Below are 13,869 nucleotides of genomic sequence, written 5' to 3' on the forward strand. Positions count from 1 at the left end.
CCAGGAGAACTGGGCGGTGGCGGCCGCGGCTGCGACTGCGGCGCCCTTGATGACGGTGCGTCGGTCGACGCGGGCACGGGGACCTCCGTAAGCGGCAGAAAGCGCTTGCGCAGGTCACTCTGGTGCCACCGACACCCACCTGTCGATGCCTTGCCCGCGCGTGCCACACGACCGCAATGCGCCGATCATGAACCCGCCACGGCCATGGGGCCGGTCACGCATCCGCGGCGGGCCCGGACAGACCGAAGGCCCGGACACCGAAAGGACAGACCGAAGGCCGGACAAACCGAAGGCCGGACCCCGGGATGGGGTCCGGCCTCAGGAGCGAAGCAGCCGGGTCAGCCGGGTCAGCCGACGACGACGCCGTGCGCGCGCAGGTAAGCGACCGGGTCCACGTCCGAGCCGTAGGAGGGGGTCGTACGGATCTCGAAGTGCAGGTGCGGTCCCGTGACATTGCCGGTCGCACCAGAGAGGCCCAGCTGCCGGCCCTCGGCCACGCTCTGCCCCGTGGAGACGGAGAGCTGGGACATGTGGGCGTACTGCGAGTACTGGCCATCGGCGTGCCGGACGACGACCTCGTTGCCGTACGCGCCGCCCCAGCCGGCCGAGACGACGGTGCCCGCGGCGACGGCCTTGATGGTGGTGCCGGTCGGGACCACGAAGTCGACGCCGGTGTGGTACCCGCTGGACCACATGCTGCCCGCGGTCTTGTAGGCGGTACCGATGGTGGCGCCGTCGACCGGCAGGGTGTAGCCGGCGCCGGTGGTGGTGTCCGCGGCCCGGGTGGCCGTGGTCGTCTTCGACGCGGGGGTCTTCGCCGTGGCGGACTTCACCCCCGTGGCCGGCTTCGTCGCCGTGGACGACTGCGTGGCGGCGCTCGACGCGGACTTGGCGCCGATCGTCAGCTTCAGACCGGGGTGGATCAGCGTCGGGTCGCCGCCGATGGCGGAGCGGTTGTCCGAGTAGAGCTTCTTCCAGCCGCCGGTGACGCTCTGCTCGTCGGCGATCTTCGAGAGGGAGTCACCCGCCCGCACCGCATACGTCTTCGTGCCGCTCTTCTCGGCGGCCCCCTGCTTCGCGGCAACGGGGGCTGCGGAGACCTTTCCGGAGACGGCCGCCGTCGGGGTGGCGGCGTGGGCGCCGGTCGCCCCCATCAGCGGCAGCGCGAGCGCGGCGCCACCGGTTCCGGCGACGGCGATCGAGCGGGTGAAACGCGGGGACCTGGGGCGGCGGTGCTTACCCTTCGCGGGCATGGTGCATTCCTCTCCGATGCCTGCGAGGTGAGCTGTCGGGTGCGAGCTGGAGATGCCCGGCCGCGCTTGCGCGCGACTTGACCCCTAGCCTGTTCCGGAGACCGGAACAGGCGTTGTTGCCTGTGGGTCCCCCGCTCCTGCCGGGCACGGGTGAGTGTGCGGGTTCCGGGCGGCGGCAGGATTCGGCGTTCCGTCCGGATTGGTGGCGAACGTAGACGAAGTCCGCGCGGAGCGACAAGCGTTGGGTTTCCCGAGTGCCCCCATCTCTTGATCCATGGGCGAAATGCCCGTCACCCTGCGTCGACGCACGGCCTTCCCCTTTCCCAAACCGGCTGGAACAAAGGAGAATTACGTGAACATGACGATAACGCACCGTCACGGATATGACGCTGCTCACGCATCTTCAGCCCAGCAGGCCCCATTTCAGAGCGAGTTCGAATGAAGCCTACATTTGGGACAGAACGCTCAAATGCGACGTAGCCGAACAACCGTCGCATCGAGGTCCCCGTGCAACCCCGTCCGCAGCCCGTGATGCAGCAGTACGGCACCTCGGTGCACTTCGCCCGTTTCACGGCATTCATAGGTGGCTGCCGGGTCGAGGCCGCGCAGCCGGAGCGGGGCGACCGGCTCGCCGTAGTGCTGGGCCTGGAGCCAGGCGAGGACGACGGCCTCGTCGCCGTGGACGTACTGCACGGCGCTCAGCCCGCCCGTCGGGGGCCGCAGCCGGTAGAGGTCCCCGCGCTGCACGACGGGCCGGATCTCCTTGTAGAGACTCACCCAGTCCCGTGCCTCGACGAGTTCCCGCTCGCTCCACTCGGCCAGATCGCCGCCGACCCCGAGCACTCCCGCCATGGCGCTGACGAACCGGAGGCGCAGCGTGCTGACTCGCCCGTTGAGCTGTGTGTTCGGGCTGTCGGTGACCCAGGCGGCCATGACCCGGGCGGGGTGGATCTGGCTGAATCCGTGCTGGATGGCGAGCCGGTCGAGCGGGTCGGTGTTGTCGGAGGTCCACACCTGGTCCGTACGCGCCATGATGCCCAGGTCGATCCGGCCGCCACCGCCCGAGCAGGACTCGAAGGCGACCCCCGGATGCGCGGCCCGCAGCCGGTCCAGCAGGCGGTACAGGGCGCGCACATGATCGACCCAGAGCCGCTGCGGATATGCCTCCCCAGGCCAGCCGGCGTCCGTGAAGCAGCGGTTGAAGTCCCACTTCACGTAGTCGACGGGGGCGCTGGACAGCAGTCCGTCGAGCTGCTCCCAGAGGCACTGCTGGACGTCCTCGCGCGCGAGGTTGAGGACCAGCTGGTTGCGGAATTCCGTCCTGGTCCGCCCCGGCTGGAACTGCACCCAGTCCGGGTGCGCGCGGTACAGCTCGCTGTCCGGGTTGACCATCTCGGGCTCGACCCAGATGCCGAACTGCATGCCGAGCGCGTGCACGTAGTCGGCGAGCGGCTTGAGCCCGGCCGGGAAGCGGTCGGGGTTGGGCGTCCAGTCGCCGAGCCCGGCCCGGTCGCCGGTCCGCGCCCCGAACCAGCCGTCGTCGACCACGAACAGCTCGACCCCCATCGCCGCGGCCCGCCGCGCGAGAGCCCCCTGCTGTTCCTCGGAGATGTCGAAGGTGGTGGCCTCCCAGGAATTGAAGAGCACCGGACGGTCCTGGTCCGCGTCCGGGATGACGTACGCCCGCTGGTACGCGTGCCAGGCGCGGCTCGCGCCGCCGAAGCCGCCGTCGCTCCACAGCCCCGCGAAGACGGGCGTCGTGAACGACTCCCCCGGCCCCAGGCGCAGCAGGCCCGAGTCGTCGTACCCCGCGCCGCCGGTGATCTGCACGCGCGCGTCGGAGAGTTGGGCCACCGAGATGCGCCAGGAGCCGGACCAGCCGAGCGCGCAGCCGTAGACCTCGCCGCTCTCCTCGGTCGCCTCGCAATCGAGCGCGACCCACGGCAGATGCTGGTGCCCGGTGTGCCCGCGCCGGCTGCCGATGATCTTCTCGCCGTAGGTGAGGTCCGAGCGTACGAGGCGGGACTCGGCCGCCCAGCGCCCGTGCAGCTGGGACAGCCGCCAGCCGTCGCGCTCGGGCAGGGTCCAGGTGGCGGAGTCGGCGCGCAGCAGCTCCAGGGCGGGTCCGTCGTTGGCCAGCGTCACCCAGCGCTCGACGACGTCGTCCCGCATCCGGTAGTGCAGCGTGACGGCCAGCCCCGAGTCGCCGAACCGCAGCCGCAGCTCGTCGCCTTCGGTCTCGTACGCCTCGAAGCGCCACTCGGTGCCACGGCGCTCGTCGGTGCGCACGGACAGCGCCGGGCGTACGAAGCGGGGGCCGCCCTCGACCGGGTACTCCTCACGCCCGTCCAGCGGCGATTCGAAGGACGAGCCGCCCGGGGCGGGGAGGGCGGCGAGGGCCTCGGCGTCGGCGAGGGCGATCCGCGGGCCCCAGTGCAGATGCAGCAGTTCGTGACCCTCGGTGAGATGCACGGCGTAGCTGCTCGTGGGCCCCGAAAGAAGCCACGTACGTCGGTCTTCGGCGATCTCAACCATCAGGCCCCCACAGATGTCAACAGATGTACTCAAGCATCAACATCATCAAGGGATCCGGGCCTCGGGGGCAACGCCTGTGGACAACTCATTGCCTCAGGAACCCATGTCGTATCGTCGGGAAAGCGCCCGCCGACGAGCCGCTTCGACGGGGCCGAACAGGAGGAGCCCTCGTGACGCAGCAGGTCCCGTCCACCGAGCCCGAGCTGGCCGGAGTGCGCAACTTCCGCGATGTGGGCGGTCTGCCGACCGTGGACGGCCGGCGAGTGCGGCACGGGCTGCTGTACCGCAGCGGCCATCTCGCGCACGCCACGGACGAGGACGCGGCGTTCCTCGCCTCCCTCGACCTGCACACGATCTTCGACTTCCGCAACGCCGCGGACATCGGCCTCGAAGGGCCGGACGTCGAGCTGCCGGGCGTGCGCAATCTGAACTTCCCGCTGACGGACCCGGCGCACGGCGCGGAATTCTGGACGATGGTCCGTGACGGTGATCTGGACCAGCTACGCGGCCTCCTGGCGGACGGCAAGGCCGCGAACCGGATGATCACCTCCTACCGCACGATCATCAAGGAGCGCACGGCCGAGCACGGGCGCGTGCTGCGCGAGCTCGCCGAGGAGAGCGTGCCCGCGCTGATGCACTGTGCGGCGGGCAAGGACCGGGCGGGCCTGTCGATAGCTGTCGCGCTCCTGGCCGTGGGCGTGGAGCGCGATGCCATCGTCGCCGACTACCTGGAGTCGAACGCCCCGCACCGCCGCTACAAGGTGCGGCGCTCCAGCAGCGCGGCCCAGGCGTACAGCCCCGAGGTGATGGAGCTGCTCAGCCCGCTCTTCGAGGCGCGGGCCGAGTACCTGGCGGCGGCCTTCGAGACGATCGAGGAGACCTGGGGCGACACCGACACATATCTGGAGCGGGGGCTGAAGATCACGCCCGAGCTGCGGGAGCGGCTGCGCGAGCGGCTCCTCGACTGAGACCGCCCCCTGGGCGCGCGGCCGGCTACTTCGCGCCCAGCTCGAACAGCAGGTAGATGAAGCCCGCGAAGAGGTGACCGACCGCGATGTAGATGATGAGCCGGACCCACAGCGCGCGCGGGAACTTCTCCTCCATGGACCTGCGGTTCTGGCTGGACTCGGGCTGTTCTGTCATGGTGTGTCTCCCATCGTCGGGTGTCCCGTCGCCGGGCCGAGGCACAGCGTGGCGGCGGGGCTCTGCAGCAGGGTGTGAAGGAAGAGCAGCTCGGCCCCGTCGTGGTCGGCTGCCGCGAGGCGGTGCGGGGTCAGCGAGTCGAAGTGCGCGCTGTCGCCCGGCCCGAGCAGATGTGTGGTGTCGCCGAGGCGCAGCCGCAGCCGCCCCTTCAGGACGTACAGCCACTCCTCACCGGGGTGGACGCGCACGACATCGCCCTGGGTGCCGTACGGCACGTGCACGCGCAGCGCCTGCATGGCGCGACCGCCCGCGCCCGCCTGCCAGTACGTCCAGCCACCCGCTCCGGCCGGCTCCATGTCGGCGGCGCGCACGACGGCGTCCCGGTCGCCTACGGTCTCGCCCAGCAGCTCGGAGACGGTCGTACCGTAGATACGAGCGAGTGCGAGCAGCATCGGCAGCGAGGGCTGGCGCTGACCTGTCTCCAGCCGGGAGAGATGGGCCGGCGAGAGCCCGGCGGCGCGGGCCGCGACCTCCAGCGTCAGGGAGGCGCGGCGGCGCAGCGCGCGGAGCTGTGGTGCGACGGCGGGCAGGTCCTCGACCGGCCCGGACTCGGAGGAACTCATACCTCCATTGAGCCGGAGTTTTGCCTGTGGGACAAATCTTTTGCCCCACAGGCAAAATCCCTGACGGCTACCGCTTCACGTCGGCGTCTACCTCTGGGCAACAGCCTGCTTGACCAGCGTCTTCCCGAAGTCCCACAGCAGGCCGCCGCCGCTGTGCGCGTCGTCCATCACGGCGGTGAAGGCGGCCACGAACCGGTCCACGTCCCGCTCGTCGATGATCAGCGGCGGAATCAGCTTGATCACCTCCAGGTGGTCGCCGGAGACCTGGGTGAGGATCCGGTGGCGTTGCAGCAGCGGGACGACGACCATCTGCGCGAACAGACCCTTCCGGGCGGCCTGCAGCACGGTCCAGCGGCTGCGCAGCTTCAGCGACGTGGGCCGCCCGAACTCGATGCCGATCATCAGACCCCGGCCCCGTACGTCACTGAGCAGCTCGTACGTGTCGACGAGCGCCGCGAGCCGGGACTTGAGCTGTTCTCCGGTCGCGCGGGCGTTCGCGACGATCTGCTCGTTCTCCATGACGGAGAGCACGGCGAGGCCCGCCGCCATGGCCTGCGCGTTGGAGCCGAAGCTCGCCGAGTGGACAAGGACGCGGTCCATCGACGAATAGACCTTCTTGAAGATCCATTCCTTGCCCAGGGTGGCGCCGACCGGCACATAGCCGCCCGACAGCGCCTTGGCCACACAGACCAGGTCGGGCTCCACGCCCTCCTCGTGCTGGTAGGCGTAGAAGTCGCCGGTGCGCCCGAGGCCGGTCTGCACCTCGTCGGCGATGAGCAGCGCCTTGTGCCTCTGCAGCAGGTCCTGGGCGGCGCGCAGATGTCCGGGCGGGGCCTCGTGGACGCCCTTGCCCTGGATCGGTTCGACGATCAGGGCGGCGACGTCGCCCTTCTTCAGCTCCCTCGCCAGGGCGTCGAGATCGCCGAGTGGGACGGCGGTGTCGGGCAGCAGCGGGGCGAAGCCGTCGCGGAAGCCGTCCTCGCCGTTCACGGACAGCGAGCCGGTGGTCAGCCCGTGGAAGGCGTGCGAGCAGTACAGGATCCGCGGCTTCCCGGTGGCGTACCGGGCGAACTTCAGCGCGGTCTCGACCGCCTCCGTGCCGCTGTTGCCGAAGAACACGCGGTCGAGGTGCGGGCTGTGCGTGAGCAGCTTCTCCGCCAGCAGTCCGGGCAGTGGCTGGCAGTCGAAGCGGGTGAGGTCGGCGAGCGAGGCGTCCAGGACGTCGTGCAGCGCCTTGCGGACGACGGGGTGATGGCGGCCCAGGCCCATCACCCCGAACCCGGCGAGCATGTCCAGGTAGTCCTTGCCGTCCGCGTCCCAGAAGTGCGCCCCTTCGGCCCGCTCGTACACCTTGTCGAAGCCGATGGTGTGCAGCATGCGCGGGAGCTGGTGATTGAGGTACTTGGCGTGCAGTTCGTAGCGCTCGGCGCCGCGCTCGGCCAGCAGGGCGCCGAGGTCGAACTCCCGGTTTCCGGAAGGGGCCCCCTCCGACGGCGCCTTCCCTGAGGGGATGGTCATTCCTGTTTCTCCTTGGACAGCTCTTCCTTGGTGGCCAGCCCCGCGCTGATCCGCCCGGCGATCTCGACGGGCGTCAGGCCTATGTCGGCCAGCACCTCGGCGCGCTTGGCGTGCGCGAGGAACTGCTCCGGGATACCGAACCGCCGTACCGGCACGTCGACTTCGGCGTCCGAGAGGGCCAGCGCGACCGCGGCGCCGACGCCGGCCGCCCGGCTGTTGTCCTCGACGACCGCGACCAGCCGGTGCTCGGCGGCCAGCCCCGGCAGCGAAGGGTCGACGGGCTTGACCCAGCGCGGGTCGACGACCGTGCAGCCGATGCCCCGCGCCTCGAGCAGTTCGGCGGCCTGGAGGCAGACCGGGGCCATGACACCGACGGCGACCAGCAGGACCTGCGGAGACTCGGGAAAGCGGTGCAGTACGTCCATGCCGCCCACATGGTCGACCGCCGGGATCGCGGGCCCCACGGACTCCTTCGGGAAACGCAGCAGCGTCGGCGCGTCGTCGACCGCCACCGCCTCCCGCAGCTGGGCCCGCAGCTGGTCGGCGTCGCGCGGTGCGGCGATCCTGAGGCCGGGCACCACCTGGAGGATCGACATGTCCCACATGCCGTTGTGGGAGGCGCCGTCGACGCCGGTGACCCCGGCCCGGTCCAGCACGAAGGTCACCCCGCAGCGGTGCAGCGCGACATCCATCAACAGCTGGTCGAAGGCGCGGTTGAGGAAGGTCGCGTACACCGCTACGACCGGATGCAGCCCGCCCGTGGCGAGACCTGCCGCCGACACCGCCGCGTGCTGCTCGGCGATCCCGACGTCCCAGACCCGGCCGGGGAACTTCTCCGCGAACTTGTTCAGCCCCACCGGGTGCAGCATGGCCGCCGTGATCGCCACGACGTCCTCGCGCTCCTCGCCGATCCGGACGATCTCGTCACCGAACACCGAGGTCCAGGAAGGGCCGTTGGAGGGGGCGAGGGGCTCGCAGGTGAGGGGGTCCATCACGCCGACGGTGTGGAAACGGTCCTCGTCGTGGGCGAGCGCGGGCTCGTATCCCCGGCCCTTCTCCGTCAGGCAGTGGATGAGCACCGGCCCGTGGAAACGTTTCGCGCGTCTGAACGCCGATTCCATCGCCTTCATGTCGTGCCCGTCGATCGGCCCTACGTACTTCAGCCCCAGGTCCTCGAACATGCCCTGCGGCGCGAACGCGTCCTTGAACCCCTTCTTCGCGCCGTGCAGCGACTCGTAGAGGGTGTTGCCGACGACCGGCGTGCGCAGCAGTACGTCCTTGCCCCAGGCCAGCACCTTCTCGTAGCTGTCGGTGGTGCGGAGCGTGGCGAGGTGGTTGGCGAGGCCGCCGATGGTGGGCGAGTACGAACGTTCGTTGTCGTTGACGACGATGATCAGCGGGCGGTCCTTGGCGGCGGCGATGTTGTTCAGCGCCTCCCAGGCCATGCCGCCGGTCAGCGCGCCGTCGCCTATGACCGCGACGACATGCCCCTTCTCGCCCTGCACCTGGCGGGCCTTGGCGAGCCCGTCCGCCCAGCCGAGCACGGTCGACGCGTGGCTGTTCTCGATGACGTCGTGCTCGGACTCCTCGCGCGAGGGATAGCCGGACAGGCCGCCCTTGCTGCGCAGCTTGGAAAAGTCCTGCCGCCCAGTCAGAAGCTTGTGCACATAGCTCTGGTGGCCGGTGTCCCACAGGATGCGGTCGACCGGTGACTCGAAGGCCCGGTGCAGTGCGACGGAGAGTTCCACCACCCCCAGATTGGGCCCCAGATGGCCTCCTGTCCTGGCGACCGCATGCACCAGGAACTCCCGTATCTCTTCGGCCAGTTCACCGAGTTCCGCCTCGGACAGCGCCTTCAGGTCGCGTGGTCCCCGGATGTTCTCCAGCATCGTCACGTCGGGCCCCCTCTCGGTCCGTAGCTGCTCAACTCACGGTGACGGCCGGTTCCCCGGACGCGACGCCGTTCTGCTCCATCTGCTCGGCGATCTTCATCGCCTCCTCGATCAGGGTCTCCACGATCTTCGACTCGGGCACCGTCTTGATGACCTCGCCCTTCACGAAGATCTGTCCCTTGCCGTTGCCGGAGGCGACGCCGAGGTCGGCCTCGCGGGCCTCCCCCGGCCCGTTGACGACGCAGCCCATGACCGCGACGCGCAGGGGCACCTCCATGCCCTCCAGACCCGCCGTGACCTCCTCGGCCAGCTTGTAGACGTCGACCTGGGCGCGCCCGCAGGACGGGCAGGAGACGATCTCCAGGCGCCGCTGCCTGAGGCCCAGCGACTCCAGGATCTGGATGCCGACCTTGATCTCCTCGACGGGGGGCGCGCTCAGCGAGACGCGGATCGTGTCGCCGATGCCCTCGCTGAGCAGCGCGCCGAAGGCGACGGCCGACTTGATCGTGCCCTGGAAGGCGGGGCCGGCCTCGGTCACGCCGAGGTGCAGCGGGTAGTCGCACTGCGCCGCCAGCTGGCGGTACGCGTTGACCATGACCACCGGGTCGTTGTGCTTGACCGAGATCTTGATGTCCCGGAAGTCGTGCTCCTCGAAGAGCGACGCCTCCCACAGCGCCGACTCGACGAGCGCCTCGGGGGTGGCCTTGCCGTACTTCTCCAGCAGCCGCCGGTCGAGCGAGCCCGCGTTGACGCCGATGCGGATCGGCGTGCCGTGCTCCTTGGCGGCGCGCGCGATCTCCTTGACCTTGTCGTCGAACTGCTTGATGTTGCCCGGGTTCACCCGGACCGCCGCGCAGCCCGCCTCGATCGCCGCGAACACGTACTTCGGCTGGAAGTGGATGTCCGCGACGACGGGGATCTGCGACTTGCGGGCGATGACCGCGAGGGCGTCCGCGTCGTCCTGCGTGGGGCAGGCGACGCGGACGATCTGGCAGCCGGACGCGGTGAGTTCCGCGATCTGCTGGAGCGTGGCGCCGATGTCCGACGTACGCGTCGTCGTCATCGACTGCACCGACACCGGGGCCGTGCCGCCGACCGCCAGCGGTCCGACCTGGATCTGCCGGGAGACACGGCGTTCGGCGATCGGACGGACGGGCACTTCGGGGACGCCCAGGGAAATGGCCGTCATGACGTCACCCGCGGTTTCCGGAGACGGTCTCGCGGGCCGCGCGCAGGGACTCCTTGAGGGAACCCATCGTGGCCAGGACGGCGGTCGGCTCGTAGCCGCAGTGCGCCATGCAGTTGGCGCAGCGCGGGTCCTTGCCGCGACCGTACGCGTCCCAGTCGGTGTCCTCGATGAGCTCCCGGTACGTCGTGACGTACCCGTCGCTCATCAGATAGCAGGGCTTCTGCCAGCCGAACAGCGAGTAGTTGGGGATCGCCCACGCCGTGCACGGGAAGTCGACCTTGCCCTCGAGGAAGTCGAGGAACAGCGGCGAGTGGTTGAGCCGCCAGCGCCGCCGGTTGCCGCCCGCGAACGCCTTCCTGAACAGCTCGCGGGTCTGCTCCACGCCGAGAAAATGCTCCTGGTCGGGCGCCTTCTCGTAGGCGTAGGCGGGCGAGATCATCATCTCGTCCACCTCGAGGTCGTCATTGAGGAAGTTGAGCACCTCGATGATCGTCTGGGGGGTGTCGGTATTGAAGAAGGTCGAGTTGGTGGTCACCCGGAAGCCGCGCCTCTTGGCCTCCTTGATGGCCTCCACCGCCTCGTCGAACACGCCTTCCTTCGCGACCGACTCGTCGTGCCGCTCACGCAGGCCGTCGATGTGCACGGCGAACGCGAAGTAGGGCGACGGGGTGAAGTCGACCATCTTCTTGCGCAGCAGCATGGCGTTGGTGCACAGGAAGACGTACTTCTTCCTGGCCACCAGCTGCCGCACGATCTCGTCGATCTGGGGGTGCATCAGCGGCTCGCCGCCGGCGATGGACACCATCGGCGCACCGGATTCCAGCACCGCACCGACGGCCTGCGCCACCGGCATGCGCTGCTTGAGCACTCCGGCCGGGTGCTGGATCTTGCCGCAGCCCTCGCACTTCAGATTGCAGGCGAAGAGCGGTTCCAGCTCCACGATCAGCGGAAACTTCTCCCGCTTGCGGAGCTTCTGTTCAGCGAGATACGTCGCGACCTTGATGGTCTGGCGCAGTGGCATGGCCATCTGGCTCACCTCCGGGGGAGCAGCAAAGAACGGTGCCATTCGAAGAAAGCGGGAAGTACGGCACGGAGAACGCGGAAGGCTGATATTCCACCGCGGACCGTGCCGATACGGACGAGTTCATGTTCTGGAGCGTCCACGACCACTCGGACGGCCGCAACCGGGCGCGTGCCCGTGCACACGGCGCCGTGGAGCGTGGACGCGGATTCCATGTCGGCCGCGATTGCGCCGGTCAGGAGCAGATCCGACCGTTCGTGACCGCGGACGACGTGATCGGAGCCGATGAGCGGCCCCGTGTGGACGGTGCGCCCGGGCACGGCGCGGACGAGTTCCTTGACCAGCACCTCGGTGCCCACGCACGGGGTGACTCCACGCGGGTCCCGGGTCTCCTCGGCGACGACGAGATCACCCGGGTGCATACCGGGAGCGAGCCCCGCGCAGAAGCCCGTGGCCACGACGGCGGCCTCACGCAGCGCCGGGTCGGCGAGCACCCGGGTGACCGCCCGCTCGGCGGCCTTGGGCCCCATGCCCGTACGCAGCACCGTGACGGGCCCGTCGGCACCGCCGCGGTCGCCGCTGCGCAGCGCCAGGCGCTCGATGCCGAGCGCGCACGCGATGAGCAGCGGGGCCGGATCGGGCTTCGTGCTCATCAACCCCCCTTGACCTCGACGAGCGGCTCGCCGTTGACGTACCGGCCGAGCGCGGTGAGCGGGAAGACCTGGCGGTAGAGGTGGTAGTTGATCGAGAAGTCCCAGGGGAACCCGGTGCCGGTGAAGTACGGCTCGTCCCAGGAGCCGTCCGGCCGCTGGGTCTGGGCGAGCCATTCGATCCCGCGCTCCACCGCTTTGGACTCGCGCTCCCCCGCCGCGAGCAGTGCGAGCAGCGCCCACCCCGTCTGGGAGGCGGTGGAGGCGCCTTTGCCGCTCCACTCGGCGGCCTCGGGGTAGGAGCGCAGGTCCTCGCCCCAGCCGCCGTCGTCGTTCTGCACGGTCTCCAGCCAGGTGACGGCACGGCGGATCGCGGGGTGCGAGGCGGGGAGTCCGGCGGCGACCAGCGCGGGGACCACCGACCCGGTCCCGTACACGTAGTTGACGCCCCAGCGCCCGAACCAGGAGCCGTTGGCCTCCTGCGCGGAGAGCAGCCACTGGATGCCGCGGCGGGTGCGCGGGTCGTGCGACAGGCCCTCGAACGCCAGCATCTCCACGACGTGCGCGGTGACGTCGGCGGACGGCGGGTCGATGACCTCGCCGAAGTCGCAGAACGGCAGCCGGTTGGGAAACGGGCTGGTGTTGTCGACGTCGAAGGCGCCCCAGCCGCCGTCCTTGGACTGCATGCCGAGGTTCCAGCGCACCCCGCGCCGGATCGCGTTGTCCAGGCGCTCGGGGTCGTGGTGCTTGACGCGACGCAGCGCGAGGACGACTTCGGCGGTGTCGTCGATGTCGGGGTAGTTGTCGTTGTGGAACTCGAACGCCCAGCCACCCGGCGGCAGTTGGGGACGTTTCACCGCCCAGTCGCCGGGCCGGACGATCTCCTCGCCGAGCATCCAGTCCGCCGCCCGCACGAGCTGCGGATGGTCGGCGGGCACGCCCGCGTCGGCGAGCGCGATGGTCGCGAGGCAGGTGTCCCACACGGGCGACTGGCAGGCCTCGATCATCCGCGCCCCGTCGTCGCGCCACACGGCGAACCGGTCCAGTGACGCCAGCCCCTCGCGCATCACGGGGTGTTCGAGGTCGTAGCCGAGCAGATACAGGGCGATGACCGAGTACACGGCGGGCGGCTGGATACCACCCCAGCAGCCGTCGTTCTCCTGCCGCTCGATGATCCAGCGCGCGGCCGTGTTCATCGCGGCCTTGCGCAGCCTGCGCGGCGCGACCTTGCGGTACGTGTGCAGAGCGACGTCGAGCCGCTGGAATAATCCGTCCCAACTCACCATCGGGGCAAGGGGCTTGGCCGGGTTGGGGTCATTCGCGTCGGCGTGCAGTTCATCGAGCGGGAACGGGGCGGGCCGCACCGGACGCTTCGCCGAGACGACGGTGAGCGGCACGATGGTCTGCCGCGCCCAGCAGCCGAAGTCGTAGATGTTGAGCGGCATCCACTTCGGGAAGTAGATGAGTTCCGGCGGGAGTTCGGGCAGGTCGTCCCACTTCCACCAGCCGAACAGGGCGAGCCAGATCCGGGTGAAGACGCGGGCCGAGGCGATGCCGCCCCGCTCGCGGATCCAGGCGGACGCCTTCGCCATGTGCGGCTCGTCCGGGCCGTCACCGGCCAGGCGCAGGGCGACATACGCCTCGATGGTGGCGGAGAGGTCACCGGGGCCGCCGTAGAAAGTGGCCCAGGTGCCGTCCGCACGCTGCTCGCCCCTGATGAACAGTCCGGCGGCTCGTGTGGTCTTCTCGTCCTGGATTCCCAGGAACTGACGGAGCAGCAGGTCCTCGGCGTCCATCGTGACGTTCGTCTCGAGGTCGCCCTTCCACCAGCCCTCGGCGTCCTGCCGCGAGAGCAGGAAGTCGGTGGCGCGCTGTGTGGCGCGCGCGGCGGCGTCTTGGATTCCGACACTCCCGGCCGCCTGCGGGATCGTGTCGTGTGGTTCGCTGGCCGAGGCAGCGCGGGGCGGCAGGGCCCCGGTGCTTCCGTCGGTCGTCGCTGTCATGGCTTCCCCTTCGTGCAGTGGTACGACTCTGCTGTGGGTCCG

The 13,869-nt window shown here is 69.8% G+C and carries 11 protein-coding genes and 1 riboswitch; of the genes, 1 reads left to right on the plus strand and 10 read right to left on the minus strand.

Annotation, left to right across the window (positions count from 1 at the left end):
* Nucleotides 1-347: 347 nt before the first annotated feature.
* Nucleotides 348-1,253 carry a M23 family metallopeptidase gene (locus tag SAVERM_RS08690; protein ID WP_010983079.1) on the minus strand — a complete coding sequence of 302 codons (906 nt, stop codon included), beginning with the start codon at nucleotides 1,251-1,253 and terminating at the stop codon, nucleotides 348-350.
* A 2-nt stretch (nucleotides 1,254-1,255) separates the two neighbouring features.
* Nucleotides 1,256-1,410: riboswitch (cyclic di-AMP (ydaO/yuaA leader) on the minus strand.
* A 308-nt stretch (nucleotides 1,411-1,718) separates the two neighbouring features.
* Nucleotides 1,719-3,788 (minus strand): alpha-galactosidase, encoded by a 2,070-nt coding sequence (locus SAVERM_RS08695; RefSeq protein ID WP_037645890.1) that lies wholly within the window; start codon nucleotides 3,786-3,788, stop codon nucleotides 1,719-1,721.
* Between the two features lie 170 nt (nucleotides 3,789-3,958).
* Between SAVERM_RS08695 and SAVERM_RS08700 the strand changes: the two genes are divergently transcribed.
* Nucleotides 3,959-4,756, plus strand: coding sequence for a tyrosine-protein phosphatase (locus SAVERM_RS08700; RefSeq protein ID WP_010983081.1), 798 nt, complete (start codon nucleotides 3,959-3,961; stop codon nucleotides 4,754-4,756).
* Between the two features lie 25 nt (nucleotides 4,757-4,781).
* Here SAVERM_RS08700 and SAVERM_RS08705 read toward each other — a convergent pair whose 3' ends face one another.
* The 8 genes from SAVERM_RS08705 to shc all read right to left on the minus strand — a co-directional run bounded on the left by SAVERM_RS08705 (nucleotide 4,782) and on the right by shc (nucleotide 13,827).
* Entirely contained in the window at nucleotides 4,782-4,892 is a 111-nt protein-coding gene (locus tag SAVERM_RS08705; RefSeq protein ID WP_037646182.1) for a DUF6126 family protein, read from the minus strand.
* 35 nt (nucleotides 4,893-4,927) lie between these two features.
* Entirely contained in the window at nucleotides 4,928-5,554 is a 627-nt protein-coding gene (locus SAVERM_RS08710) for a helix-turn-helix domain-containing protein (protein WP_010983083.1), read from the minus strand.
* 87 nt (nucleotides 5,555-5,641) lie between these two features.
* On the minus strand, nucleotides 5,642-7,072 hold the full coding sequence (locus SAVERM_RS08715; RefSeq protein WP_010983084.1) for an aspartate aminotransferase family protein: 1,431 nt from the start codon (nucleotides 7,070-7,072) through the stop codon (nucleotides 5,642-5,644).
* Nucleotides 7,069-8,967 carry a 1-deoxy-D-xylulose-5-phosphate synthase gene (dxs, locus tag SAVERM_RS08720; RefSeq protein WP_010983085.1) on the minus strand — a complete coding sequence of 633 codons (1,899 nt, stop codon included), beginning with the start codon at nucleotides 8,965-8,967 and terminating at the stop codon, nucleotides 7,069-7,071. Before dxs ends, SAVERM_RS08715 begins: the two co-directional genes overlap by 4 nt.
* A gap of 28 nt (nucleotides 8,968-8,995) precedes the next feature.
* Entirely contained in the window at nucleotides 8,996-10,153 is a 1,158-nt protein-coding gene (gene ispG / locus SAVERM_RS08725; RefSeq protein WP_010983086.1) for a flavodoxin-dependent (E)-4-hydroxy-3-methylbut-2-enyl-diphosphate synthase, read from the minus strand.
* 4 nt (nucleotides 10,154-10,157) lie between these two features.
* Nucleotides 10,158-11,180 carry an adenosyl-hopene transferase HpnH gene (gene hpnH, locus SAVERM_RS08730; protein ID WP_010983087.1) on the minus strand — a complete coding sequence of 341 codons (1,023 nt, stop codon included), beginning with the start codon at nucleotides 11,178-11,180 and terminating at the stop codon, nucleotides 10,158-10,160.
* A 5-nt stretch (nucleotides 11,181-11,185) separates the two neighbouring features.
* Nucleotides 11,186-11,827, minus strand: coding sequence for a phosphorylase family protein (locus SAVERM_RS08735; protein WP_037645889.1), 642 nt, complete (start codon nucleotides 11,825-11,827; stop codon nucleotides 11,186-11,188).
* Nucleotides 11,827-13,827: a squalene--hopene cyclase gene (gene shc, locus SAVERM_RS08740; protein ID WP_010983089.1), complete on the minus strand. Its 2,001-nt coding sequence runs from the start codon at nucleotides 13,825-13,827 to the stop codon at nucleotides 11,827-11,829. The genes SAVERM_RS08735 and shc overlap by 1 nt, the downstream gene beginning before the upstream one ends.
* Nucleotides 13,828-13,869: the final 42 nt, after the last annotated feature.

Origin of the sequence: Streptomyces avermitilis MA-4680 = NBRC 14893 (assembly GCF_000009765.2) — a bacterium.
In the GTDB taxonomy this organism is placed as follows: domain Bacteria; phylum Actinomycetota; class Actinomycetes; order Streptomycetales; family Streptomycetaceae; genus Streptomyces; species Streptomyces avermitilis.

What these genes read in the sequence shown, in the direction of transcription:
- hpnH (WP_010983087.1), bottom strand. Translation starts at nt 11,180, where the DNA reads ATGGCCATGCCACTGCGCCAGACCATCAAGGTCGCGACGTATCTCGCT.
- ispG (WP_010983086.1), bottom strand. Translation starts at nt 10,153, where the DNA reads ATGACGGCCATTTCCCTGGGCGTCCCCGAAGTGCCCGTCCGTCCGATC.
- shc (WP_010983089.1), bottom strand. Translation starts at nt 13,827, where the DNA reads ATGACAGCGACGACCGACGGAAGCACCGGGGCCCTGCCGCCCCGCGCT.
- SAVERM_RS08715 (WP_010983084.1), bottom strand. Translation starts at nt 7,072, where the DNA reads ATGACCATCCCCTCAGGGAAGGCGCCGTCGGAGGGGGCCCCTTCCGGA.
- SAVERM_RS08695 (WP_037645890.1), bottom strand. Translation starts at nt 3,788, where the DNA reads ATGGTTGAGATCGCCGAAGACCGACGTACGTGGCTTCTTTCGGGGCCC.
- SAVERM_RS08690 (WP_010983079.1), bottom strand. Translation starts at nt 1,253, where the DNA reads ATGCCCGCGAAGGGTAAGCACCGCCGCCCCAGGTCCCCGCGTTTCACC.
- SAVERM_RS08735 (WP_037645889.1), bottom strand. Translation starts at nt 11,827, where the DNA reads ATGAGCACGAAGCCCGATCCGGCCCCGCTGCTCATCGCGTGCGCGCTC.
- SAVERM_RS08705 (WP_037646182.1), bottom strand. Translation starts at nt 4,892, where the DNA reads ATGGAGGAGAAGTTCCCGCGCGCGCTGTGGGTCCGGCTCATCATCTAC.
- SAVERM_RS08710 (WP_010983083.1), bottom strand. Translation starts at nt 5,554, where the DNA reads ATGAGTTCCTCCGAGTCCGGGCCGGTCGAGGACCTGCCCGCCGTCGCA.